Source organism: Prevotella sp. AM34-19LB, from assembly GCF_003468525.1.
In the GTDB taxonomy this organism is placed as follows: domain Bacteria; phylum Bacteroidota; class Bacteroidia; order Bacteroidales; family Bacteroidaceae; genus Prevotella.
Map to the genome: position 1 here is coordinate 17,564 of NZ_QSIG01000023.1, position 22,132 is coordinate 39,695.

The 22,132-nt window shown below is 46.8% G+C and carries 19 protein-coding genes and 4 pseudogenes; 9 read left to right on the forward strand and 14 right to left on the reverse strand.

The features are described 5' to 3' along the window. Positions 1–36: 36 nt before the first annotated feature. The 3 genes and pseudogenes from DW830_RS08580 to DW830_RS08590 form a co-directional block, all read right to left on the reverse strand. Positions 37–468 (reverse strand): SufE family protein, encoded by a 432-nt coding sequence (locus DW830_RS08580; protein WP_118312686.1) that lies wholly within the window; start codon positions 466–468, stop codon positions 37–39. After that, positions 468–1,733, reverse strand: a complete 1,266-nt coding sequence (locus DW830_RS08585; RefSeq protein ID WP_119249583.1) for a peptidase U32 family protein — start codon at positions 1,731–1,733, stop codon at positions 468–470. Before DW830_RS08585 ends, DW830_RS08580 begins: the two co-directional genes overlap by 1 nt. 166 nt (positions 1,734–1,899) lie before the next feature. Beyond that, a pseudogene (locus DW830_RS08590) lies at positions 1,900–2,866 on the reverse strand (aldo/keto reductase). Positions 2,867–3,128: 262 nt separating this feature from the next. Here DW830_RS08590 and DW830_RS08595 point away from each other — a divergent pair. Next, complete coding sequence (locus DW830_RS08595; RefSeq protein WP_119249598.1) at positions 3,129–4,253, forward strand: AAA family ATPase; 1,125 nt, start codon at positions 3,129–3,131, stop codon at positions 4,251–4,253. A gap of 41 nt (positions 4,254–4,294) precedes the next feature. On the opposite strand, the gene DW830_RS08600 is transcribed toward DW830_RS08595, so the two are convergent. The 3 genes from DW830_RS08600 to DW830_RS08610 all read right to left on the reverse strand — a co-directional run bounded on the left by DW830_RS08600 (position 4,295) and on the right by DW830_RS08610 (position 6,815). Continuing rightward, positions 4,295–5,251: a sensor histidine kinase gene (locus DW830_RS08600; RefSeq protein ID WP_119249584.1), complete on the reverse strand. Its 957-nt coding sequence runs from the start codon at positions 5,249–5,251 to the stop codon at positions 4,295–4,297. Next, positions 5,238–6,032, reverse strand: a complete 795-nt coding sequence (locus tag DW830_RS08605) for a hypothetical protein (protein WP_119249585.1) — start codon at positions 6,030–6,032, stop codon at positions 5,238–5,240. The genes DW830_RS08600 and DW830_RS08605 overlap by 14 nt, the downstream gene beginning before the upstream one ends. Before the next feature lie 75 nt (positions 6,033–6,107). Beyond that, complete coding sequence (locus DW830_RS08610; protein WP_119249586.1) at positions 6,108–6,815, reverse strand: response regulator transcription factor; 708 nt, start codon at positions 6,813–6,815, stop codon at positions 6,108–6,110. A gap of 1,036 nt (positions 6,816–7,851) precedes the next feature. Between DW830_RS08610 and DW830_RS08615 the strand changes: the two genes are divergently transcribed. From DW830_RS08615 to arsB, 7 genes and pseudogenes are all read left to right on the forward strand, one after another. Next, the gene (locus DW830_RS08615; protein ID WP_117588079.1) at positions 7,852–8,175 is read left to right on the forward strand and encodes an ArsR/SmtB family transcription factor; all 324 of its coding nucleotides are present in this window, start codon (positions 7,852–7,854) and stop codon (positions 8,173–8,175) included. 58 nt (positions 8,176–8,233) lie between these two features. Next, positions 8,234–8,641 carry a nitrophenyl compound nitroreductase subunit ArsF family protein gene (locus tag DW830_RS08620; protein WP_410524508.1) on the forward strand — a complete coding sequence of 136 codons (408 nt, stop codon included), beginning with the start codon at positions 8,234–8,236 and terminating at the stop codon, positions 8,639–8,641. Between the two features lie 7 nt (positions 8,642–8,648). Next, positions 8,649–9,355 (forward strand): annotated as a pseudogene (locus DW830_RS08625) (aromatic aminobenezylarsenical efflux permease ArsG family transporter). Positions 9,356–9,495: 140 nt separating this feature from the next. Further along, complete coding sequence (locus tag DW830_RS16530; RefSeq protein ID WP_233544454.1) at positions 9,496–9,732, forward strand: thioredoxin family protein; 237 nt, start codon at positions 9,496–9,498, stop codon at positions 9,730–9,732. 26 nt (positions 9,733–9,758) lie between these two features. Beyond that, positions 9,759–10,727 (forward strand): permease, encoded by a 969-nt coding sequence (locus DW830_RS08635; RefSeq protein ID WP_118201195.1) that lies wholly within the window; start codon positions 9,759–9,761, stop codon positions 10,725–10,727. Between the two features lie 6 nt (positions 10,728–10,733). Then, on the forward strand, positions 10,734–11,159 hold the full coding sequence (locus DW830_RS08640; protein ID WP_117588078.1) for an arsenate reductase ArsC: 426 nt from the start codon (positions 10,734–10,736) through the stop codon (positions 11,157–11,159). A gap of 28 nt (positions 11,160–11,187) precedes the next feature. Continuing rightward, positions 11,188–12,210 (forward strand): annotated as a pseudogene (arsB, locus tag DW830_RS08645) (ACR3 family arsenite efflux transporter). Positions 12,211–12,627: 417 nt separating this feature from the next. Here the strand turns inward: arsB and DW830_RS08650 are convergent. Continuing rightward, positions 12,628–13,101 carry a DUF3408 domain-containing protein gene (locus DW830_RS08650; protein ID WP_119249587.1) on the reverse strand — a complete coding sequence of 158 codons (474 nt, stop codon included), beginning with the start codon at positions 13,099–13,101 and terminating at the stop codon, positions 12,628–12,630. Between the two features lie 397 nt (positions 13,102–13,498). Here DW830_RS08650 and DW830_RS08660 point away from each other — a divergent pair, with 397 nt between their 5' ends. Next, positions 13,499–13,810: a helix-turn-helix domain-containing protein gene (locus DW830_RS08660; protein WP_008656559.1), complete on the forward strand. Its 312-nt coding sequence runs from the start codon at positions 13,499–13,501 to the stop codon at positions 13,808–13,810. A gap of 60 nt (positions 13,811–13,870) precedes the next feature. Here DW830_RS08660 and DW830_RS08670 read toward each other — a convergent pair whose 3' ends face one another. The 7 genes and pseudogenes from DW830_RS08670 to rpoN all read right to left on the reverse strand — a co-directional run bounded on the left by DW830_RS08670 (position 13,871) and on the right by rpoN (position 22,109). Further along, complete coding sequence (locus DW830_RS08670; RefSeq protein WP_233544450.1) at positions 13,871–14,272, reverse strand: hypothetical protein; 402 nt, start codon at positions 14,270–14,272, stop codon at positions 13,871–13,873. Next, positions 14,269–15,480, reverse strand: coding sequence for a site-specific integrase (locus DW830_RS08675; protein ID WP_118161256.1), 1,212 nt, complete (start codon positions 15,478–15,480; stop codon positions 14,269–14,271). Before DW830_RS08675 ends, DW830_RS08670 begins: the two co-directional genes overlap by 4 nt. Before the next feature lie 64 nt (positions 15,481–15,544). Further along, the gene (locus DW830_RS08680; RefSeq protein ID WP_119249589.1) at positions 15,545–16,777 is read right to left on the reverse strand and encodes a site-specific integrase; all 1,233 of its coding nucleotides are present in this window, start codon (positions 16,775–16,777) and stop codon (positions 15,545–15,547) included. A 606-nt stretch (positions 16,778–17,383) separates the two neighbouring features. Further along, a pseudogene (locus DW830_RS08690) lies at positions 17,384–19,329 on the reverse strand (4-hydroxy-3-methylbut-2-en-1-yl diphosphate synthase). Positions 19,330–19,377: 48 nt separating this feature from the next. Next, on the reverse strand, positions 19,378–19,884 hold the full coding sequence (gene purE, locus DW830_RS08695; RefSeq protein WP_117663600.1) for a 5-(carboxyamino)imidazole ribonucleotide mutase: 507 nt from the start codon (positions 19,882–19,884) through the stop codon (positions 19,378–19,380). A gap of 81 nt (positions 19,885–19,965) precedes the next feature. Next, positions 19,966–20,574 (reverse strand): phosphatase PAP2 family protein, encoded by a 609-nt coding sequence (locus tag DW830_RS08700; RefSeq protein ID WP_119249590.1) that lies wholly within the window; start codon positions 20,572–20,574, stop codon positions 19,966–19,968. Next, a complete protein-coding gene (rpoN, locus tag DW830_RS08705; RefSeq protein ID WP_119249591.1) occupies positions 20,571–22,109 on the reverse strand; it encodes an RNA polymerase factor sigma-54 in 1,539 nt (512 codons plus the stop codon). The genes DW830_RS08700 and rpoN overlap by 4 nt, the downstream gene beginning before the upstream one ends. Between the last annotated feature and the right edge of the window lie 23 nt (positions 22,110–22,132).

The window sequence follows — 22,132 nt, forward strand, 5'->3', positions numbered from 1 at the left end:
TGAAATGAGGGGGCTATCCCCTACTCTTTTGTATATTTATGCCTCTGCCTCCTTGGTCTTGTAAGCCAGGGCATACATGCGAATCTGCTTGATCATCGCCAAGAGACCATTGCTGCGGGTTGGGCTGAGGTGGTCCTTCAGGCCAATCTTCTCTACGAAATAGAGGTCGGCATCCATAATCTCTGTTGGAGTATGACCGCTCAGCACACGAATCAGGAGGGCGATGATTCCCTTTACGATGAGGGCATCGCTATCGGCTGTAAAAACGAGCTTGCCATCCTCGTAGTCGCACTGCAACCATACGCGACTCTGGCAGCCGTCGATAAGGTTCTGCTCGTTCTTGTATTTCTCGTCGAGAGGAGCCAACTCGTTGCCCAAGTCGATGAGCATCTGATACTTATCCATCCAGTCGGAGAAGTCCTGGAACTCCTCTACCACTTCATCCTGCAATTCATTAATTGTTGCCATTATTTTATTTCTTTAATTTCGTTTACTGTAATCAACTTATAGAGCTTATCGTTAGGGCGCACCTTATCCGGTACAGGGATAGACACTCTCCAACCCTGCTGCGCTGTTTCCACAGGCTTCAGGTCGTAGCGGATTTCATCGGCATTGAGATACATCACGCCGGTGGTGTTACCCGTAATCAGAAGTTTCTCGCCCTTGTCGAAGGTAGAAGCCTCTACGGCAACCTCTGCCACGCCCAGCTTGGAGAAGTATTTCATCACCTTGCCAACGAGCACCTTCTTCTCGGTAGCCACAGAACCATAGTGCTTGTTCCACTCGCCGAGGGTCTGACCCTGGTAGTAACCATCCCAGAAACCGCGGTTGAATACGGTGGCAAGTCTTTCATCCCAGGCATCTTTCTTCTCTTCGGTGAAGGTACCGTTTAGCACGGCGGCTATCGCCTCCTTGTAGCACTTCACTACGGTATATACGTATTCAGGTCCACGGGCACGACCCTCAATCTTGAAGACGCGTACACCGGCATCCATCATGCGGTCGATGAAGCGGATGGTCTTCAGGTCCTTCGGACTCATTACATACTTGTTGTCTATTTCCAGCTGGTTGCCGGTTTCGTTATCCGTAACGGTATAGCTGCGGCGGCAAATCTGAACGCATTCGCCACGGTTGGCAGAGCGGTTGGCATTGGCAAGGCTCATATAGCATTTGCCCGATACAGCCATGCACAGGGCGCCATGGCAGAACATTTCGATGCGAATCTGCTTGCCCATAGGGCCGCAGATGTTCTGCTGCTCTATCTGCTCATGGATATGCTTCACCTGGTCCATATTCAATTCACGTGCCAGAACGGAAACATCTGCAAAGCGTGCATAAAACTTCAAAGCCTCTGTGTTTGAGATATTTAACTGTGTGGAAAGGTGCACTTCCTCTCCTACTTCATTGCAATAGCTCATCACAGCCACATCGCTGGCGATGACGGCAGAGATGCCTGCCTCCTTGGCAGCATCAATGATTTCCTTCATCGTAGGGATGTCGTTGTCGTAAATCACTGTGTTGACGGTGAGATAAGTCTTGATGCCATGCTCGTTGCAGGTGGCAGCAATCTCACGCAGGTCGTCGATTGTAAAATGATTGGCAGAATGTGAACGCATGTTCAACTTGCCGATTCCGAAATATACGGAGTCGGCACCAGCCTGAATAGCGGCAGCCAAAGACTCGCGCGAGCCCACAGGTGCCATCACCTCAAATTCGTTTATCTTTGTATTCATGAATGCAAATTTCTATTTTTGGGTGCAAAGTTACTGCTTTTCTTTGAAAAATCATACTAAAAGGTGTATAAAGATATATAATAAGGTGTATAAAGATATATAATAAGGTATAAAACAAAAATAGTAGCCACTAGAACTTGGTATTCTAGCTGGCTACTATCTATTTTTAGAATGCCTTGGCATGAACGCATTTCATGTTCTTTTCCAGTTGGGCTGTAGAGCTGGCACCTACCAGTACGCTGGTTACGCCTTTCTGGTGCAGAATCCATGCCAGCGCCATTTCGGCAAGGGTTTCGCCTCGTTCGCCGGCTTCTGTATTCCATTGCTTCAACTGCTCCAGGAGTTCCGGGGTCAGGACGCTGTGCTTCAGGAAGTGCTCCTTTGCCATGCGGCTATCGGCTGGGATGCCGTTGAGATAGCGGTCGGTAAGGAGACCTTGGGCGAGGGGAGAGAAGGAGATGAATCCGATGCCGTTTTCGTGGCAGTAGTCGAGGGTTCCGTTCTCCTGCGGCGCACGGTCGAGCATGTTGAGTCTGTCCTGGAAGATGAGCAGCGGACAGTCGCGCTCCTTCAGGTATTGATCGGCAAACTTCAGTGCTCCAATGGCCATCGGCTGATGCGAGATAGAGTGCCTTGCCCTGTTTCACGATATCTACCATTGCCTGGAGGGTTTCCTCAAGTGGCGTATTCGGGTCGTAACGATGACTGTAGAAGAGATCAACATAGTCCAGATTCATACGCTTAAGACTCTGGTCGAGGCTCGCCATCAGATACTTGCGAGAGCCCCAGTTGCCGTAAGGACCTTCCCACATATCATATCCCGCCTTGGTAGAGATGAAGAGTTCATCGCGATAAGGCAGGAAATCATCCGTCATCAGTCTTCCCATCGTTTCCTCGGCACTTCCGTAAGGAGGACCATAGTTGTTGGCAAGGTCGAAGTGGGTGATTCCGTGGTCGAAGGCATAATGGGTGATGGCACGGCTTCTCTCGTAAGGATCCACTCCTCCGAAGTTGTGCCAGAATCCCAGACTAACCTTAGGCAGCAAGACTCCGCTCTTGCCACATCTCTGATAAAGTGCCTCTGCATCGCTATAGCGGTTGGCATCGGCTGTGTAGATTCCTTTTAAGTCCATCTTTATTCCTATTTATTTATGTTTGAATATCTTATTCTGCAGCAAAGGTATTGCTTTTTTTTAGAAATGGGTGGAAAGTTGCTCTTAAAAATCTGTAAAACTTTATAATGTAAACCGTCATTTATTATAAATGAGGTTTACATTTGTGCAGCTTTTATATTTTTTCCCCAAATAACTTGCGGGTTTCAAATATAATATGTATCTTTGCATCCGGAGATTATGAAATCTTCGTTACGTAAAATTCATAATTCAGTAAATGCTTATGGTACAGACCAATCCGTTTCTCATAGAAGGGTATTTATCCCCAGATTTCTTCTGCGACAGGATAGAAGAAACCGCCTTGCTTACACGGCATCTAACCAACCGATGCAATGTGGCATTGATAGCACCACGACGATTAGGAAAGTCGGGATTGATTTATCATTGTTTCTATCAGAAGGAAATCCGGGAGCAGTATCATTGCATATATATTGATATTTACGATACCAAGAATCTCGGGGAGTTTGTTTATGCACTGGGCAAGGGGATTCTTGCAGCCTTGAAACCCAAGGGCAGAAAGGTGTGGGAGTTCTTCCTGAATATGCTTCAGTCGCTGAAATCTACCATTTCTTTCGATATCAATGGAAATCCGGAATGGAGCGTGGGCATCGGAGATATTCAGTCGCCTGATATTACGCTGGATGAGATCTTTGCCTATCTTTCCCAGGCAGATAAGCCTTGCCTGATAGCCATTGATGAATTCCAGACCATTGCCGGTTATCCTGAGAAAACGGTGGAGGCTACGTTGCGCAAGCGCATCCAGAACTGTCATAACGCTAACTTCATCTTCTCTGGTTCCAAGCGCCACATGATGGCACTGATGTTTACCTCCAGGTCACGTCCTTTCTATCACAGTTCGAGCATCATGGGATTGGAGGCTATCAACGAACAGACCTATCTGGAGTTTGCCAACCATCATCTGTCTAAGATCAACAAGCAGATTTCTGCGGAAGCGTTCTCCTATCTTTATCATCGTTTTGATGGTATTACCTGGTATATTCAGTATGTGCTCAACATGCTCTATACTTCGATTTCTGATTCCAGGGTTTTGGGAAAAGAGGATGTGGAATATTGCATAGAGAGCATTCTTTCGCAGCATCGTTTTGCCTATCAGGCTCTGCTGTTCCAGCTTACCAGCAAGCAGAAGCAGCTGCTCATAGCCATTGCCAGGGAGGGAAGTCCTTCCTCGCTGATGTCGCAGGAGTTTCTGCATAAGTATCGTCTGGGTGCCAGTACCGTGCAGGGAGCCGTGAAGACCTTGCTCGAAAGGGATTTTATCACGCAGGATGAGGGAGTATATCAGCTATGCGATAAGTTTCTGAAATTAAGTTTAAAGGAAGAGATATAGGGCATTTATAACAGATAAGCCACAGATAAGCTGCTGTCTGATTATTTCGGCAGCGAGATGGTGAATTCCGACCACTTGTCTTTCTCGCTCTTCACACTTATCTTGCCGCCATGGGCGTTGATTACCTGCAGCACGTAGTTCAGACCGATGCCGAAGCCGCCACGGGTCTTACGGGCATCCTTTTCGTGCTCAGCGGCGCGCTCAAAGCGGTTGAAGATGGTCTTCAGTTCGCTCTTGGCTATGCCGATACCCTCATCGAAAACCTTGATATACACGTTACTGTCATCCTCCAGGGTGGAAATCTCAATGTTGATTTCCTCCTTCGAGTACTTGGTGGCGTTATCCACCAGATTGCTGATTGCCTCCTTCAGATATTCCTCGTCGGCTAGGGCAGAGGTGGCTCCAAACCGGGTGATGATATGGATCGGTTTCGCTGATTTCGCCTTGTATTTATCCACCACATCCTCTATCATCGTTTCCAAATTTACTTCCGCCTTCTGAATATGCAGCTTGCCGTGCTCCAGTTTTGAGATGGTGAGCAGGCGGTTGATGAGGGCAAGCAGATGCTGCGCCTCGTCTTCTACGATGCAGAAATATTTCTCCTTCATTTCCGGCTTCTTTTCCAGTACACCGCTGTGCAGATACTTGGTTCCCATGATGATGGAGGTGAGCGGCGACTTCATGTCGTGAACCATCGCATAGGAGAAGTCCTCGCGCAGCAGTCGCACCCTTTCCTGCTCATCGATGTAGTTGATTTGGTCGATGAGGCTCAGGATGATCACCACCGTTGTAAGGAGCGAGGTGAGAAGGGTGAATTTGCTTTCGTAGAAAGCAGCGAGTAATGCCTGTGCCCTGACATCCGGTGCCAGGTTCCAGGGCGTCTCATATCCCATCTGATGAACGGTCATCTGCAGCGAGTTCCACATCCAGAACAGCTGCATGCAGAGCACGGCTATCAGTGCCGTGGTGCTGAGTGCCTTGGCTCTATTCGTCTTCATCTTTCACAAGCATTTCAGGCAGTTTCCTGCTCAGGGCAGCGAATCCACCTATAGTTAAGGCTGTGCCGGCTATCAGGAGCAATATGCCGAGCACTTTCGATTCAAAATGGAAGGGAACCAGACTGGATATGAAATAGAGCACGATGAGAATGATGGTGCTGCGCGTCTTGCTGTATATCCAGCTGCAATAGCAGAGGGAGATAAAACCGAGCACGGTCAGATCTACATTGATATCACCACTGGTTGTTACCGACATCATGCATGCAGGCAGCATCATGATCGAGAGGGTAAGCAGCTGCACCCATCTCTTCTTGCCGCAGCGGATCAGTTCTTCCTGAATGGCACCGAAGAAGATATAGACAGATATAAAAGATCCGATGATATTGTAAGGCAGGAAGCCGAGATAGCTCATCTCCATCATCTGCTTGGGCAGGAAGTCGAGATGGAAGAGGTTCATGATGGAATAGAAGACCATGGTGAAGCCCATAATCGGTATGGTGCAAATGGTCATCGCCTTCCATTTGGCAGCAGGAACCACCTTTCCAAGCGAGAACCTGGAGAATTTGTAATGTCCGAAGGTGAACCATACGATGAGTATGCCCAGAAATCCGATGACAAACATAAACGGATAGATGGATTCCTCCAGGGCTCCTATCTGCTGGCTGTGGGAGCCCGAAGGGATGTTCAGTGCCATGTAGAGTCCCACCAGGAATCCTCCCAGGAAGATGGTGCTGAGATATTCAGCCAGGAACAGTATGTAGTATAATATCGCTTTCAGCATAATGATGTCTTTTCTGTCTTTTTTTCTTTATTCTAATTTGATTCTCGTATAATGTTATGAAGGGGTGGGGGATGCTCATTCTGCGATGAGCTTGAATCCCACTCCTCTGATGGTTTTCAGTTCTACGGCTGGTTCGTCTTCCAGTGCCGTGCGGATTTTCTTGATGAATACATCCAGGCTTCTGGAAGCGAAGTAATCCTTGTCTTCCACGCCCCAGAAGCGGCTCAGTACGGCTTCCCGGCGCACCACCTCGTTCTTGTTTACCGCCAGCAGTTCGAGGATTTTTGCCTCCCGGGCGGTAAGCATCTTCTCGTTGCCTTCCTGCGTATCTTTCAGGGTGGCGTGGTTGGCATCCAGTGTATATCTTCCCAGCTTGATCTGGCTGCTGGCGTTCTCGCTGCGTTTTCCGGCTTTCAGCTGGATAAGGCTGTGGATGTGTGCATCCAGCTCTTCAGGAATAAAAGGCTTCTTGATATAGTTGTTGGCTCCGGCGGCATAACCTGCCTTCAGATCCTTGGGCGAAGTGAGACCGGTAGTAAAGAGGATGATGGTTTCTCCATCCACCTCTCTGATATTCTTCACCATTTCGATGCCGTCCATGATGGGCATGTCGATATCCGATACGATGACATCGGGCTGAAAGTCTCTCCACGCCTTCAGTCCTTCCTTGCCGTTAACGGCGGTTTTCACCTCATATCCTCCGATGATATCCTCGAAGCAGCTTTTCTCCATATAGGCGAGGTTTTCGTCATCCTCAACCAGGAGTAACTTAGTATCAGCCATAATCTTATCAATTTTTGATGTTTTGGGAGCCAGATTAGCCTTTGTCCCCTTTTCCGCTGCAAAGATACATCTTTTTTATGAAAAAGCCATATTAAAAGAGGGAGATTAACTTAAAGATAACGTTGGCGCCTTATCTCAGAATGACAGTGCAAAGATACGGATTTTTGGGGGAACCACCAAATTTTGGGTGGCGATAAGGGGCGATTTTCAGCAGCTTTCAATTTGAAACTTCGTTAAAATTACTAACTCGCTCTAAATTGGACTTTGATTGAAAATCAAGAAGTTGGGCGTTTGCCTATATTATATAGGTAACAATATGGAAACGAGCGGACTTCTGCTCGTTTCTGTATTTTGCAATATGCAAAGAACGCCTCAATTCGGGGACAAAGATACGATATTTTTCTAAATATCCCATGACTATCTAGGAGAAATTTATGGAATTTAGAACTTTTGCGTAAAATTCTCTACCCGATAAGCTGGTTTCTTAGAAAATATTTGGAGAAGGCGAATTAAAGCCACATTTTTGTAGCTATAAATCCCACCACTCCTCTCAATGATGTGTACTAAGATGAGGCTTTACTTTTTATTTGGATATATGAGCTACGACAAACAACTGATATATATTGAACAATTAGTCTTACTACAAAATAGGAGATTGATAATTGAAGATGTTGCACCTCCTGAGTCATAACAAAATCTTTTATCGACTGAATATCTGTGAGTTAAGTGTTTTAAGGAATGTAACTGCTAACGATTTGAAACGAGCTATATTCTTTTTCTTTCACAACTTTACAATATACAAAGAACGCTTTGATTTCGTGTACAAAGATAAATATAATTTCTGAAAAACGGTTTTATATTATATTCTTTTTGCAGTTATTTATGAATTGGTAGGTTGTGACATAAAGTTGGTGTTTATTCCTTTAGAGATGTTAATATTGCCAAATAAATCTGTATTTAAGTTTCTTTAACCTCCTATATTTTGCCAATTAGAAATCTGTTCGTATATCCGCGAACGGATTTAATGCAAATATATATGGCAAATAAAGATTATAGTATCAGACAAGAGCAGCTTGCCCGATTTGCGAAGGCGATGGGGCATCCTGCTCGCATTGCAATTTTGCAATTTCTTGCTAAGCAAGAGACTTGTTATTTTGGCGATATTCATGAGGAACTTCCTATTGCAAAGGCTACTGTTTCTCAGCATCTGAAAGAATTGAAAGATGCAGGACTCATACAGGGAGAGGTGGAGGCTCCTAAAGTGAAATATTGCATCAATCGTGATAATTGGCTATTGGCTAAGGAACTGTTTGATGGTTTCTTGGAGCAATGCCTGTGTAAAAAGGGTGGGTGTTGCTAACCCTTTTTTATAACCATACTGTTCGTTGTTTTACGAATTACAATTAATATATATAACTATGATGAAAAGAAACTTATTATTAGTAGTGCTTAGTCTTTTTGCCTTGCTGACAATGGCGCAAGGTAAAGGCAAGAATTATGTGGAGGTCTTGTATTTCCATGGTAAGCAACGTTGTGCAACTTGTATCGCAATCGAAAAGTATGCGAGAGAAGTGGTGGAAAAAGATTTTGCGGATGAACGAAAGAAAGGCAGAGTCGTATTCAGGGTGGTAGATATTTCGACCAGCGAGGGAGAAAAGATAGCTAAAGATTATCGTGTCACTTGGTCTTCGCTTTATATCAATGGTTGGAAAAAAAGCAAAGAAACTCGTAATGACATGACTGCTTTTGCATTTAAGAATGCTCGTTCCAATACAGGCGAGTTTAAAAAGGGGGTAAGTACAATGATAAAGAAACTTTTGAAGTGATGATGTTATGGAAATTTTACAAGCATGGCTTGATGCCAGCGATATGCCTGCAATAACAGCATTTCTTTTAGGATTACTCACGGCGACAAGCCTTGTCCTCTTGCTACCAACATAACAGCTATAGGCTTTATCAGCAAGGATATAGAGGATAAGCAACGAATACTTCTTCATGGCATCCTGTATGCCATAGGGCGAATTGTAGCTTACTCGTTGTTAGGTATATTGTTGATTTATATGTTGAGGGGAGGCATAGACACGTTTAATCTGCAATCCTCAATAAGTCGATGGGGGGAATTGTTGGTAGCTCCCTTGTTGCTGATTATCGGTGTGCTGATGTTGGTGGATGTAAGAATGCCTTTGTCTAAATTGGGCTTTGGTGTTTCGGATAGGGCGGAGCGGCTACGTGGCAAGTGCGGTGCTTTGCTTTTGGGAATGTTGTTTGCAATGGCATTTTGTCCAACGAGTGGATTGTTTTACTTTGGAATGCTCATTCCCATGTCTGCTTCAGCTTCCGGAGGCTATGTTCTACCTGTCATTTATGCTCTGGCTACAGGATTGCCTGTGGTGGGTGTGGCATGGATGATAGCTTATAGTGTTGCTAACATTGCAGGCTTTTATAAGAAGATGCAGGTATGCCAACAATGGTTGAATAGGTTAGTTGCCATCTTGTTCATTACCGTGGGGCTATATTATGCGTATACATTTTATCTATAATAATTATGGAAAATAAAGAAAAGAAGGGTTTCTGGGCTTCCCTATTCTCATCAAAGTCCAACAAGTGTTCATGTAGTGCTGGATATACGATTCCTACAGAAAAGGAAAGTACTGTTGCTCCTATTGTCGATGCTTCTAAGGTGAAGGAGATAAAGGTGCTTGGACCTGGTTGCGCCAAGTGTAAGAGTACTTATGCCGTGGTGGAGAAGGTAGTGAAGAATAGCGGACTGGACATAACCGTGACCAAGGTGGATGACATCGGAGAGATTATGCGCTATAACATCATGTCAACCCCAGCTATTGTCATTAATGAGACCGTTGTGATGAAAGGCAAAGTTCCTTCCGAAGCTGAGGTTAGAAATTTGTTGGGTCTATGATTTGGGAAAACAAAAGGTAAAAAGATATGATTCAAAATTTTGCCGATTGGCTTGTTTTTTCTATAATAGGATTGGATAATGAGACAGCTTTGGGAAGTGCAGTCAATTTTTTCGTTTATGACAGCATCAAGATTTTACTATTGCTCTTTCTTATCAGTGCTCTTATGGGAATAGTGAATGCTTATTTTCCTGTTGAGCGATTGCGTAATTACCTGTCCTCTCATAGGTTGTATGGATTGCAGTATCTGTTGGCTTCTCTCTTTGGAGCGATAACGCCATTCTGCTCTTGTTCGTCCATTCCGCTGTTTATAGGATTCGTAAAGGGAGGAATACCGCTTGGGGTAACTCTCTCGTTTCTTATTACATCACCGCTTGTCAATGAGGTGGCAGTGGCTATGTTCTTGGGGTCGTTTGGAATTAAGGCAACGCTGGTTTATGTGATAAGTGGCATTCTTTTGGGATGTGTTGGTGGATTTGTGCTTGGGCGTATGCATCTTGAACCTTATCTTAGTGATTGGGTGAAGCAAGTGCAACTGCAATCTGAGAAGCAGACAGCAGAATGGGAACAGGAAAGAACTTCATTCATGCAAAGATTGCCTATTGTCATCCGTGATTCTTGGCGAATTGTGCGAGGTGTCTTGCTTTATATCTTCATTGGTATTGGCATAGGTGCTTTCATGCATGGCTTTGTGCCAGAGGGATTCTTCGAGCAATATATGTCACGCGATAATTGGTATGCAGTTCCCCTGAGTGTGATGTTGGCGGTGCCGATGTATGCCAATGCTGCTGGTATCGTTCCTGTCATAGAGGTCTTTGTGGCGAAAGGAATTCCTTTGGGAACGGCTATCGCCTTTATGATGGCGGTGGTAGGCTTGTCACTTCCTGAGGCCACCCTGCTAAAGAAAGTGATGACGTGGCGACTCATTGCCGTGTTCTTTACTACGGTCACGCTATTTATCATCCTTTCTGGATATTTGTTCAATTTTTTGTTTTGATAAGTAATGCGAATATTGATTTTATGTACAGGCAATAGTTGCCGAAGCCAAATGGGGCATGGTTGGATGCAATCATTTACTGAAACTTTGGAGGTTCATTCTGCCGGCACGGAACCGGCGGAATGTGTGAACCCCTTGGCGATGAAAGTGATGAAGGAGGTGGGAATAGACATTTCCCATCATGTGCCAAAGAGCGTGAATGGGTATCTTGGAGATTCTTGGGACTATGTGATAACGGTTTGCGGAGGAGCCAATGAGAGTTGCCCTGCTTTCATCGGGGATGTGAAGCATCGTTTGCATATTGGATTTGATGACCCATCCAAGGTGAATGGAACAGAAGGTTTTGTACTCTCAGAATTCCGAAGAGTGCGAGATGAAATCAAGGAAAAGTTCTATGAATTGTATTCTAATAAGATTCGAAATCAGTTATAACACAGAATAATATGGAGAAAAATATGGATTGGGTGTTTTTGAAAAATACCTTACTTTGTGGGTGGCTGCTTGCATTATCGCAGGTATTGCCATAGGTAAGTATCTTCCAGCTTTCCCTGCGGCATTGGGCAAGTTGGAGTATGCTAATGTATCATTACCCGTGGCGGTATTGATATGGTTGATGATTTATCCAATGATGCTGAAGATTGATTTCCAGAGTATCAAGAATGTGGGTAAGAATCCGAAGGGATTGGTTGTAACTTGTGTGAGCAACTGGCTCATCAAGCCATTTACCATGTTTGGCATTGCTTGGTTGTTCTTGATGTTCGTCTTCGGCAAGTTTATTCCAAGTGACCTTGCTAACCAGTATCTGGCAGGATGTGTGTTGTTAGGGGCAGCTCCTTGTACGGCGATGGTGTTTGTTTGGAGCTATCTTACCAAGGGCGATGCGGCTTATACCTTGGTGCAAGTGGCGGTGAACAACCTCATCCTCTTGGTGGCTTTCGTGCCTACGGTGGCTTTTCTCTTGGGTGTGGGTGGTATTTCTATTCCTTGGAATACGTTGGTGTTGTCGGTAGTCCTATTTGTGGTAATACCTTTGGTGGCAGGTATCCTTTCCCGTTGTTTGATAATAGCCAAAAAAGGCAAGGAATATTTCTACAATGTGTTCATTCACTAGTTTGATAAGATTACGCCAGTGGGACTATTACTCACTTTGATTATACTCTTTTCTTTTCAGGGAGAAATTATTGTGGCCAATCCGTTCCATATCATGATGATTGCTGTTCCATTGATTGCCCAGACTTTTCTCATCTTCTTCTTGGCTTTCGGTTGGGCAAAGAAGTGGGGGCTTCCTCAGAGTGTCTCCGCACCAGCAGGCTTGATAGGTGCCAGCATTTTTTTTGAGTTGGCTGTAGCGGTAGCTATCTCGCTATTTGGTCTCAACTCTGGTGCATCCATGGCAACGGTAGTAGGAGTGTTGGTGGAAGTGCCAGTGATGTTGGTATTGGTAAAGATTGCTAATAAGTTTGCAAATAAGAACAGTCTCTAAGAAGTTATCTTATGGAGCAGATGTTGTAAAAGACAACTCTCATGTCGTAAAAAGAGGAGGTCGTAAAAATGGTATTTGGAAAATCTTGTATGATGAAGACGTAAGCTTCTTCAAAAGAATACAAACGATAAAGGTAGGTGGCTATATCCATAATAATGGGTTTGTCACCTTCTGTTTTTTTAGTTGATTTGACAATGCTGTGAAAAATCTCTTTACATCGAAAGGTTGGGTTGAGGCAGCCCGACTTTGGAGGGCTACCATCCCGATTAGGGCAAGGTCTTTCGGGAGTAACCCGAAAGGTTTTGAGTAACTCAAAACATACCTCGCTCCCTCTCAGAACACGTTAGTTGGAACTACAGCCTTTCAGCTATCCACGCCCAAGGTCGCAGACCTTAATTCTCACAATTTGCGCCAAGCCTAGAAGTCCTCTTCATAAAGGCTTAGGTGGTGGCGCACGATGTTCTCGATGATGCCCGATACGCTCATGCGTCTCCCTCCGAGGATGCGGACGACACGATCAAGACGGTCTCGTACATCGGAACTGACGAAGACTGGCTTGCGGTCGTCAATCCTTGGAACTTGGAGGAAGGTCTGCTGATACTCCTCTAATGTCGCCTTGCGCTGCTTGCCACTGATGCGCTTCTGCGGATTCGGTGGCGATTGAGCCTCGTTCGTTGATGTTTCCTCTCTATAAGGAGTTGTTGCAGCAACTTTCTCTACAATTGCTCTCAACTCTGGGTTCTCTACATCATCATAATCATCATAGAGAGAATTACAACTACTAGGATTGGCTTTGTTGCCATACGTAGATGGTTTAACAAAATCCAAATACTCTTTTTCCATCAGCTCCTTTTGCTCAGGAGTCAAGACTGCATCTTTTGTTCTTGCCATAGCTTATGCTGTTTTATTTGTTAGTATAGTGGTCACGGTTTGCACCATTGACCGATTGTCGGGTGCAAAGTAAGTGTACTGAGTGCAGCCATGCAACTGATTGGGTGTAACGTGGCAATTTAGTTGTGGCTTGCTTATTTGCATACCGAGATAGTTGTGAGAACTTCAACGTATTTCTCAACTCACCATTGTTCATGCATTCGTTGCAGTCGTGCAAGTTTTTCTTGTTGTTTTTGGCGTTGAAGTCGGCAAACCCCGGCAACATACTGCCACAGAAATTGAAAACGCTTGTTTTTAGATTGCCGTGCCTTATCTTTGCACTCACAAACGTGGAGCACAGCATATGCGTGGAGCTTTGCGACATACAACATAGTATTAACTTAGAAAAAAGAAAAGTATGGGATTCATCGTATTCGAGGAAGAGGCATTCAACTATCTTGATGCCCAGTTGGAGAACTTCGTGAAGCGCATGGACAGAATCCGTGAGCGCAGTGAGGACAAGACCATGAACAAGTGGCTCGACACGCAGGACGTGTGTCAGACGCTCAACATCTGCCCACGGACAGTGCAGACGCTTCGGGACAACGGAACTTTGGCTTATACGCAAATCAGCCACAAGACCTACTACAAGCCAGAGGACGTGATGGCTATCGTAGCAGTAGTGGAGGACAAGAAAAAGGACATGCGTTTTCGCAAGCGCACAGGTTAGGCTGTCAATATACAACAGCCACTTTATCCAATGCAGCAAGTAAACCGAGTAACGTAAGTATCAACAATAAAACGAGACAACTATGAGCAATGAAGTAATGACAAGAAACAGCGAGTGGATGAACCACATCGTGAACCACCTCAACCGAATGGTTGACAATTTTGAACGTGCCGTGATGAACTCCCGAAAGGCTCTGCTCTCAATGCTGTCAATACGGAAGGCTACCGCAATGACGAGTTCAAGGCTATACACATCATAGCTGATGCGGTCGTTCTTCCTGACATGACGGCGTACACCCTGCTCTTTCAGAATGCCATCCTTGAATATAGCCTTGACAGCCTTGCGCACATAGCAGCCGAATACATTATACATGTCGGCAATCTCCTGCATGGTCATCCATACAGTATCGGTCGGCATGGATACAGTTCCGCTCTCGCTGATAGTTATAACTCCTCTGTTCATTTTCCAATAGTTTTTTCGTTCGATAATCTGTTCCTTTCTCGCTTGGCAATAAGCTTATCCATGTCATTTGAAATCTTCTGCTCCGTCACCTGCGCATAGACCTGTGTGCTTGTAATGTCTGCGTGTCCCATCATCTTGGCTATGCTGCCGATGGGAATGTCCTCGTTGAGCATCAAGACTCCGAATGTATGGCGGCTGGCGTGGAATCCCAACTTATTGCTTATGCCAAGCACCATTCCAAGGGTATGCACATCAAGATAGATGTCTTTCTTCTCACCCAGTGGAAAAACAGGCTTGCTGTCGTCCGTGGTATTGTAGAGCGAAAGAATCTTCTCGGCTATCGGATGAAGCGGCACGAAGAACTCCACGCCTGTCTTCTCTCTTTCCTTGCGGATGAACTTCCTACCCTCGGAGTTCTCACTGATATGGTGAGGGTACAGTTTCTTTACATCTATATAGGATAAGGAGGTGAGCGAGGCAAAAATGAAACATCTGCGTGCAAGCTCCGTTCGCTCGTCAGCCATCGGGGTAGAGAGCATCTTGATGAAGTCTGCCTTGCTGATATGGGTCATCTTCGGGGCTGCCTTCTTCTCATACCCTATCTTGGCTATGGGATTGAAGCGGATAATGCTCCTGTCCACTGCCTTGTACATCAACATGTTCAGCCAGAGAAGGCAATGGTTCACGTAGCTGTCGATACGTCCCTGGTCTCGTTTCAGGAATAGCTTGTATTCCTCCCCGAAATTCTCGTCTATGTCCTCAAAGGCGATGTCGTCCTTATCCAACGAATGGACAAAGGCTCTCAGGTTCTTCTGCCATGTCCGCTTGTGCAGAAAGGTTTGTCTGGCTTTTGAGGTTCGATACCATTCCACGATGGTATCACCAAAGTTCAGCAAGAACCTTCCTGTCGTGTCCTTGTCCTTCAACACAGCCTTCAGCATTTCCACGGTAATGATGCCGTTGGTGGTAAGAAGTGAGTTGTATTTATCCTTGACCTCAGCAAGGAAACTTGCCAATCGTCCGTTGTCCCTTGCGTTCCGTACCTCTCCCTTCTTGGCGTTCCACTCCTGTGGGGTACAGGATATGCCTGTGGAAATGGCTGCGCTTTTGCCGTCAACGGTGATGCGACAAAGTATGTTGGCTGTTCCGTCTGCCTTCACCTTCTGTCTGTTGATGTAAGGCAAAATTGAAAATGTACTTCTGCTCATAGTTGTTGTCCTTATAATATAATAATGTAGTTGAAACTGTAAAAAGAAAAGTTGAAAGCCTTGTTCATAATGCGAGAATAAAGTCCTTCTCGGTTGCAGCGATGAACTTGTCCATGTCCTCAAACAGCTTCTTTTGGGTCACTCTCGCATACCGCTGCGTCATCTTCACATCCTTGTGACCGAGCATCTTGCAGATGGTCTCCATCGGCACACCTGCCTCCAGCGTAATGAGGCTGGCGAACGAGTGTCGTCCCGAATGGTAGGAATAGGTCTTGCTCGTTTCCGCCAACTTGCAGATGGTGATGAGATCGATACGAACACGATTCGTGCTCAGCAATGGGAAAAGGGTATCTCTTGCCCCGTCCTCGTATCTCGCCATCAGCTCCAACGCCTCGGGCAGGAGTTTCACCCTGGCAAGTGTTCCGGTCTTCTTGCGGTTATAGACGAGCCATTTGTCACCATCCTCCAACACCTTGACATTGGCTTTCGTGATGGAAACGGTGTCTATGAAGGCTGTTCCTGCATAGCAGGCGAAAAGAAACAGGTCACGGCTAACGGATAGTCTCGGCTTGTCTTCGGGCAGTTCCGCATCACGGATTTTTATGAAATCAGACATGCTGAGAGCCTTGGGTGTCGTAACCCTTGGAGTGCCAACCCGATAATGGGCGAACAGCAGGTTCTTGCACAAGCCTCGCTCAAAGGCGATGCGGCACATCTTCTTGAAGAGCGACACATAGATGGTGATGGTTCCTGATGAAAAGCCTTTCTCGTCAAGCAGGTAATGATGAAAGTCACTGATGAAAGGCTCGGTCAGCTGTCCGAAAGCCAAATCAGTCAACCTATACTTCTCCCCGATGAACTCAGCGAGATTCTTGCGAATCTTTCTGTAAGTCCAGACACTGCTCTTCGACATATCGATGCCCTCATGGGTGCTGAGTTCACTGATATGCTCGTCCACGAAGGAGAGAAGGGTGGTCTGTGTCTTGACGCTGCCCTGCAAAGCCTCCTTGACATCCTTAGCCTCGAAGCCCGTTCTCTTTTCCACAAGCACATCGAAAGCCTTTTGGATGGAAAGCAACAACTGCTCGATGTCCTTGTTGGTTTTCACGGCTTCCTTGCTCTTGCCCTCCAATCGGCTGGCACGAGGATTCCAAAGCGATGGAGTGCAAGACAACTTGCAGGAGAACTGCGCCATAGTCCTGTTCACCGTGATGCGTCCCATGATGGGAGCTTTTCCATTCTTGTCCATTCCGCTCTTTTTTAGGTAGAGCAACACCTTGAATTTTTCGATTTTCATAACGCTTACATTTTGAGTGTGCAAATATAATCATTTTGTAAGCGTTCCTTGACACGCAAAACATTGAGAATCAGCGCAATAAAATCCGTTGATGCACAAAGTTGCCTTTCCGCATTGTTACCTGCTTTGCATAGGTAACTGTGGCTCACGATTTAGTAACTGAACTACTTCAATATTCCTCACTCGCTTGCTTTATGCCGATTTGGCAACTTTGTGCAAATCTGCTTATTCCCAACTGTTTACGTTCCAACTTCTCTTATTCTCCTTTGGCTGCTTTAGAGCTTTATGTTAATAATCCTAACTCGTAGTTTTTAGAAGAAAGAAGCGTTGAGTTGTGTTTCCGGAAATATAGTTTTTTGTCTTAAAGTTCTTCCAGTAAGATAGTTAAGTAGAATATCCATCAGCAGCAAAAATGACTCAGTGACTCAGTGACTCAGTGACTCAGTTTATTTCCGACCGTATGTTCTACCCTCTTTATAGTAGATATATTATATATATATAATATATAATATATATGCTTACAATCTGTAAGCAGAAAATAGACCAAATAGGGGCTTGAAATAAACTGAGTCACTGAGTCACTGAGTCACTGAGTCACTGAGTCATTTATTTTAAAAAAAGAGGAAATGCAGGAACGGCATTTCCTCTTTTATCTGGGGGATTGCTCTTATTCAGAAGAGCCGAATTATTGCTTATCCGAGTCGATGAGGCGAGCAGATGCTCTACTGCCACCTCCTGCGGAATGTTCTTTTCTACGCAAACCTGCTTGCGGTAGAGGCTTACACGGTTAGGACCGGCGCTACGTAGCCGTAATCGGCATCCGCCATTTCGCCTGGACCATTCACGATGCAGCCCATGATACCAATCTTCAAGCCCTTGAGATGCTTGGTTGCCTCCTTGATCTTAGCGATGGTTTCACGAAGATCATAGAGGGTTCTGCCACAACCAGGACAGCTGATATATTCGGTCTTGCTGGTGCGCAGACGGGCTGCCTGAAGAATGCCGAAGGCGGTCTCGTCGATGGTCTGGGCAGGGATGTCGCCATTGTTCATCAGCCAGATACCATCCGTTAAACCATCAATCATCAAGGCACCCATATCGGCAGCTGCCTCCAGCTGGAAGTCGCTCTTCTCCTCCTTGCCGTGCTGGTACATCTCGGCAAAGATTACAGGGTTCTTCAAGCCGGCATTCATCATCTCGTGAACCAATGCACGCTGGTCGCCCAGGCGGTTCTGATGATTGCTGACGCAGATAACTACCACCTCTGGATGAGCCTTCAGACAGGCGATGTATTCCTCGGCTGGAGTACCAAACTGCAGGGTGAGGAACTTCACGTCGGCCTTGATGCTGGCGATGAGTGGCATTGCCATAGCAGGGAAGATGGGGTAGAGCTTGGCACCTGTGGTTTCAGGCTTACTGTTCTGCGTCTCGTAAACGTTGTAATCTACGATGTAGCTCTGACCAGGCACAAACTGCTGAGGCATCTTGCCGCCGATATAGATATAATCCGGCGTAGCATCCTTGTTTTCACATACGGTGCTCTCGCCGTTGATTCGGTTGCTGATAACCACAGGAACGTTGTTGCCGCCGATATTGCCTACAGCCACGGTTTCGCGACGGGTAGGGCGCAGCCAGTCGAAGCTAGGACAAGCTGCAGCCGGGATGAGCAGCTGACCCTTCTTTCTGCCGATGTAATCCACCAGGTGGCGAGCTACAGGAATCTCTGCAGCCGGCTCTTCGCTGAGGCTTACACGAACGGTATCGCCGATGCCGTCAGCCAGCAGGGCACCGATACCTACAGCACTCTTGATTCTGCCATCCTCGCCTTCGCCTGCTTCGGTTACGCCGAGGTGGAGTGGGTAATTCATGCCTTCCTTCTCCATCTCGCTGACCAGGAGGCGCATGGAGCGAACCATCACTACGGTATTGGATGACTTGATGCTGATAACTACATCGTGGAAATTCTCCTTCTTGCAGATGCGGAGGAACTCCAGACAGCTCTCTACGATGCCCTCAGGGGTATCGCCGTAGCGGTTGCGGATGCGGTCGGAGAGTGAACCGTGGTTCACGCCGATACGGATGGCTGTATGATGCTCCTTGCAGATGTTGAGGAATGGTACGAAGCGCTCCTCTATCTTCTGGAGTTCGTGGGCGTACTCCTCATCAGTATATTCCTGCTTGATGAACTTGCGGGCAGGATCCACGTAATTGCCAGGGTTGACGCGCACTTTCTCACAATAGAGAGCTGCTACATCAGCAACGTTAGGATTGAAGTGAACATCGGCAACGAGTGGAGTCTGATAGCCGTCGGCACGAATGCCAGCATTGATGTTCTTCATGTTCTCTGCCTCGCGGGAACCCTGTGTGGTGAAACGCACCAGTTCGCCGCCAGCCTTGATGATTTCCTCTGCCTGGCGGACGCAAGCCTCGGTATCATTGGTATTGGTGGTGGTCATCGACTGGATGCGGATAGGGTTGTCGCCACCCAGGTCGAGGGCTCCGATATGTGCCACGGAAGAGGCACGGCGGGTATAATTGAATAAATCTACCATAATGTTTAAGATGGGATATGTCTCTGGAAAGAGGCATATCGGATTAGATTAATTGCATTTGAAATCGTATTTCACCTCAGCCAGATCCTGGTTTGCCTTCTCAATCTTGGCACCAAGACCAGCCTTCCATGCCTCTACCTTCTGAGCCACTTCCTCATCGGCAAGGGCAATCATCTCGGCAGCGAGGATGGCTGCATTCTGAGCTGCATTCACACCAACGGTAGCCACAGGAATGCCAGGAGGCATCTGGATGATGCTGAGCATGGCATCAAGACCATCGAGCATACCCTTGATAGGCACACCGATAACTGGCAGTGGGGTAGATGCTGCGATAACACCAGGAAGGGCGGCAGCCATACCGGCAGCAGCGATGATTACCTTTACGCCGCGCTCCTTGGCTCCCTTGGCGAATGATTCTACTGCATCCGGAGTGCGATGGGCAGAGAGGGCATTCACCTCGAAAGGAATCTGGTTGTCGTTCAACCACTTACATGCTTTTTCCATAACAGGCAGATCGCTGGTACTGCCCATGATAATGCTTACTAATGGTTTCATTTCTTATTATATTATGTTATTAATTCTTTTTCTATGTTCCTTGTACGGTACCGGAATCAGGTGTCCCCGACGGCGCAGGCTTCAGATGACCAGAATGGCGCAGGCGGCTCCTACGAGGAATCCCGTAACCACCTGCGAGAGCGAGTGCTGTCGCAGTATCATGCGTGCCGTTCCTACGGCTCCTGCCAGTATCAGCACGAAACAGAGCCACCACAGTGGGTTGAAGGAGAAGGCGATGGAATAGGATACCAGTCCGCCTGCCACGCCTCCGATGGCGGCTGTATGGGTGCTGATCTTCCACCATACATTGATGAGGGCACATACCATCTGGATGGTGAGTGCCACTACCACGATGATGCTGATGACGCGTGGAGTGTTGCGGTACTCCATCCAGAAGAAGCAGGCGAAGTAGCATACGATGGAGATGATATAGGGCACGAGACGGCGCTCCTTCCTGCCCAGTTCGTGGGATGTCCATCCCTGGCAGAGCCGGTAGAGATGGATGAGCAGCGAAGGTGCCACCACGGTGAGCAGATACACCATGGCAAGCATCACCAGCTTGTACATCATCGGCAACAATGACATGTAGCTGAAGATGAACAATGCTATCAGTCCCACTATCGGCAGATAGAAGGGGGTGAAGATCATGCTCATGAGGCGTGCGGTGAATATGATATTCTTCTCTTTCATTTTCTTAATCGTGCTACTGGAATATTGAATTGTTCGCGATACTTCGCTACGGTGCGTCGGGCGATAGGGAATCCTTTTTCCTTCAAAGCCTTGGCAAGTGCTTCATCGCTCAATGGTTTCTTCTTATCTTCGTGCGCTATGATTTCCTGAAGGGCAATCTTGATCTTGCGGGTTGACAGTTCCTCGCCATCCTCGGTGGTATAGCCATCGGTGAAGAAGAACTTGAGTGGGAAGATGCCCCATTTTGTCTGTGCATACTTCACGTTGCTCACTCGCGATATAGTGCTGATATCCAATCCGGTTCTTTCGGCTACATCCTTGAGAATCATCGGTTTCAGGTCGGCTTCGTCTCCATCCAGGAAGAACTGTCGCTGGATGTCGATAATCGCTTTCATGGTTACGATGAGGGTATGCTGCCGCTGCTTGATTGCCTCGATGAATCCCTGTGCCTTGTCCACCTTTCCCTTGGCATAGAACAGGGCTTCTTTCTCGGCTCTGCTCATCTTGTCCTTGTGATTGCGGTATTGCTCTATCATGTCGGTGAAGGATGGAGATATGGTGAGCTCCGGAATGTGACCGCGGTTCAGGCTGAAGGTGATGGAGCCGTCGTCGTTGGTATCTACGATGAAGTCGGGGGTAATCTGCTGGATGTTTCTGCCTTCGGTTTCTCCCATCGAAGCACCCGGTTTCGGGTTCAGTTTCCTGATTTCCTGCTGCAGGGTATCAAGCTGGGTATCATTGAGTTCCAATCCTGCCTTGATCTTGTCCCAGTGCTTCTTGGTAAACTCATCGAAGTAGTCTGTGAATACCTCTTCCATGGTCTTGCGGAGTACGCCTTTCGGCATTCGCTTTACCTGAAGCAGGAGGCATTCCTGGAGGCTTCTTCCGCCCACGCCCGCAGGGTCGAAGCTCTGCAGGACATGGAGCACGTGCTCTATCTCCTTCTCGGTTACATCGATGTTGTGATAGATCATCAGCTCATCGCTGATGCTGTCGAGATCCTTGCGAAGCAGGCCGTCGTCGTCGAGCGATCCGATGAGATATTCCATCACTTCCTTTTCCTTGTCGGTGAGGTTCTGCATATCCATCTGCTCCTTCAGCTTGTCGTAGAAGGACGTGGTGTCTCCATACACCATTTCTTCGTATTCGGCTGTGTCCTGGTTGCCGTATTTGTCGGAGCTGTAATCGGGCATCTGGTCATCCTGTCCGATGCTTTCCAGTGCCTGGTCGAACTCGTCTTTTCTCTCTTCCTTCTCCGACTGTGCCTCGTAGGCATCATCAGAATCAGTATCACTGTCGCTATTACTGCTATCTGCATCATGTTCCAGCGGAGAATCTCCATCGTAGCTTTCGCTGAGCATATCGTCTGGATTCTCACTCTCCAGTGCAGGATTATCGTCCAGTTCGGCATTGATGCTCTCCTCGAGTTCGGTGAGGGGCATCTCCAGGAGCTTCACCTGCAGCATCTGCTGGGCGGAGAGTTTTTGTAGCTGTTGCAGCTTCTGTGCCTGTGTCTGAATGAGTTTTTGAGCCATATCTTTATTTTTGAGTTGAGCTT

Bases quoted from the DNA above. Each gene is read 5' to 3' on its own strand.
- DW830_RS08580 (WP_118312686.1), bottom strand. From the start codon at position 468: ATGGCAACAATTAATGAATTGCAGGATGAAGTGGTAGAGGAGTTCCAG.
- DW830_RS08585 (WP_119249583.1), bottom strand. From the start codon at position 1,733: ATGAATACAAAGATAAACGAATTTGAGGTGATGGCACCTGTGGGCTCG.
- DW830_RS08595 (WP_119249598.1), top strand. From the start codon at position 3,129: ATGGTACAGACCAATCCGTTTCTCATAGAAGGGTATTTATCCCCAGAT.
- DW830_RS08600 (WP_119249584.1), bottom strand. From the start codon at position 5,251: ATGAAGACGAATAGAGCCAAGGCACTCAGCACCACGGCACTGATAGCC.
- DW830_RS08605 (WP_119249585.1), bottom strand. From the start codon at position 6,032: ATGCTGAAAGCGATATTATACTACATACTGTTCCTGGCTGAATATCTC.
- DW830_RS08610 (WP_119249586.1), bottom strand. From the start codon at position 6,815: ATGGCTGATACTAAGTTACTCCTGGTTGAGGATGACGAAAACCTCGCC.
- DW830_RS08615 (WP_117588079.1), top strand. From the start codon at position 7,852: ATGGCAAATAAAGATTATAGTATCAGACAAGAGCAGCTTGCCCGATTT.
- DW830_RS08620 (WP_410524508.1), top strand. From the start codon at position 8,234: ATGATGAAAAGAAACTTATTATTAGTAGTGCTTAGTCTTTTTGCCTTG.
- DW830_RS08635 (WP_118201195.1), top strand. From the start codon at position 9,759: ATGATTCAAAATTTTGCCGATTGGCTTGTTTTTTCTATAATAGGATTG.
- DW830_RS08640 (WP_117588078.1), top strand. From the start codon at position 10,734: ATGCGAATATTGATTTTATGTACAGGCAATAGTTGCCGAAGCCAAATG.
- DW830_RS08650 (WP_119249587.1), bottom strand. From the start codon at position 13,101: ATGGCAAGAACAAAAGATGCAGTCTTGACTCCTGAGCAAAAGGAGCTG.
- DW830_RS08660 (WP_008656559.1), top strand. From the start codon at position 13,499: ATGGGATTCATCGTATTCGAGGAAGAGGCATTCAACTATCTTGATGCC.
- DW830_RS08670 (WP_233544450.1), bottom strand. From the start codon at position 14,272: ATGAACAGAGGAGTTATAACTATCAGCGAGAGCGGAACTGTATCCATG.
- DW830_RS08675 (WP_118161256.1), bottom strand. From the start codon at position 15,480: ATGAGCAGAAGTACATTTTCAATTTTGCCTTACATCAACAGACAGAAG.
- DW830_RS08680 (WP_119249589.1), bottom strand. From the start codon at position 16,777: ATGAAAATCGAAAAATTCAAGGTGTTGCTCTACCTAAAAAAGAGCGGA.
- purE (WP_117663600.1), bottom strand. From the start codon at position 19,884: ATGAAACCATTAGTAAGCATTATCATGGGCAGTACCAGCGATCTGCCT.
- DW830_RS08700 (WP_119249590.1), bottom strand. From the start codon at position 20,574: ATGAAAGAGAAGAATATCATATTCACCGCACGCCTCATGAGCATGATC.
- rpoN (WP_119249591.1), bottom strand. From the start codon at position 22,109: ATGGCTCAAAAACTCATTCAGACACAGGCACAGAAGCTGCAACAGCTA.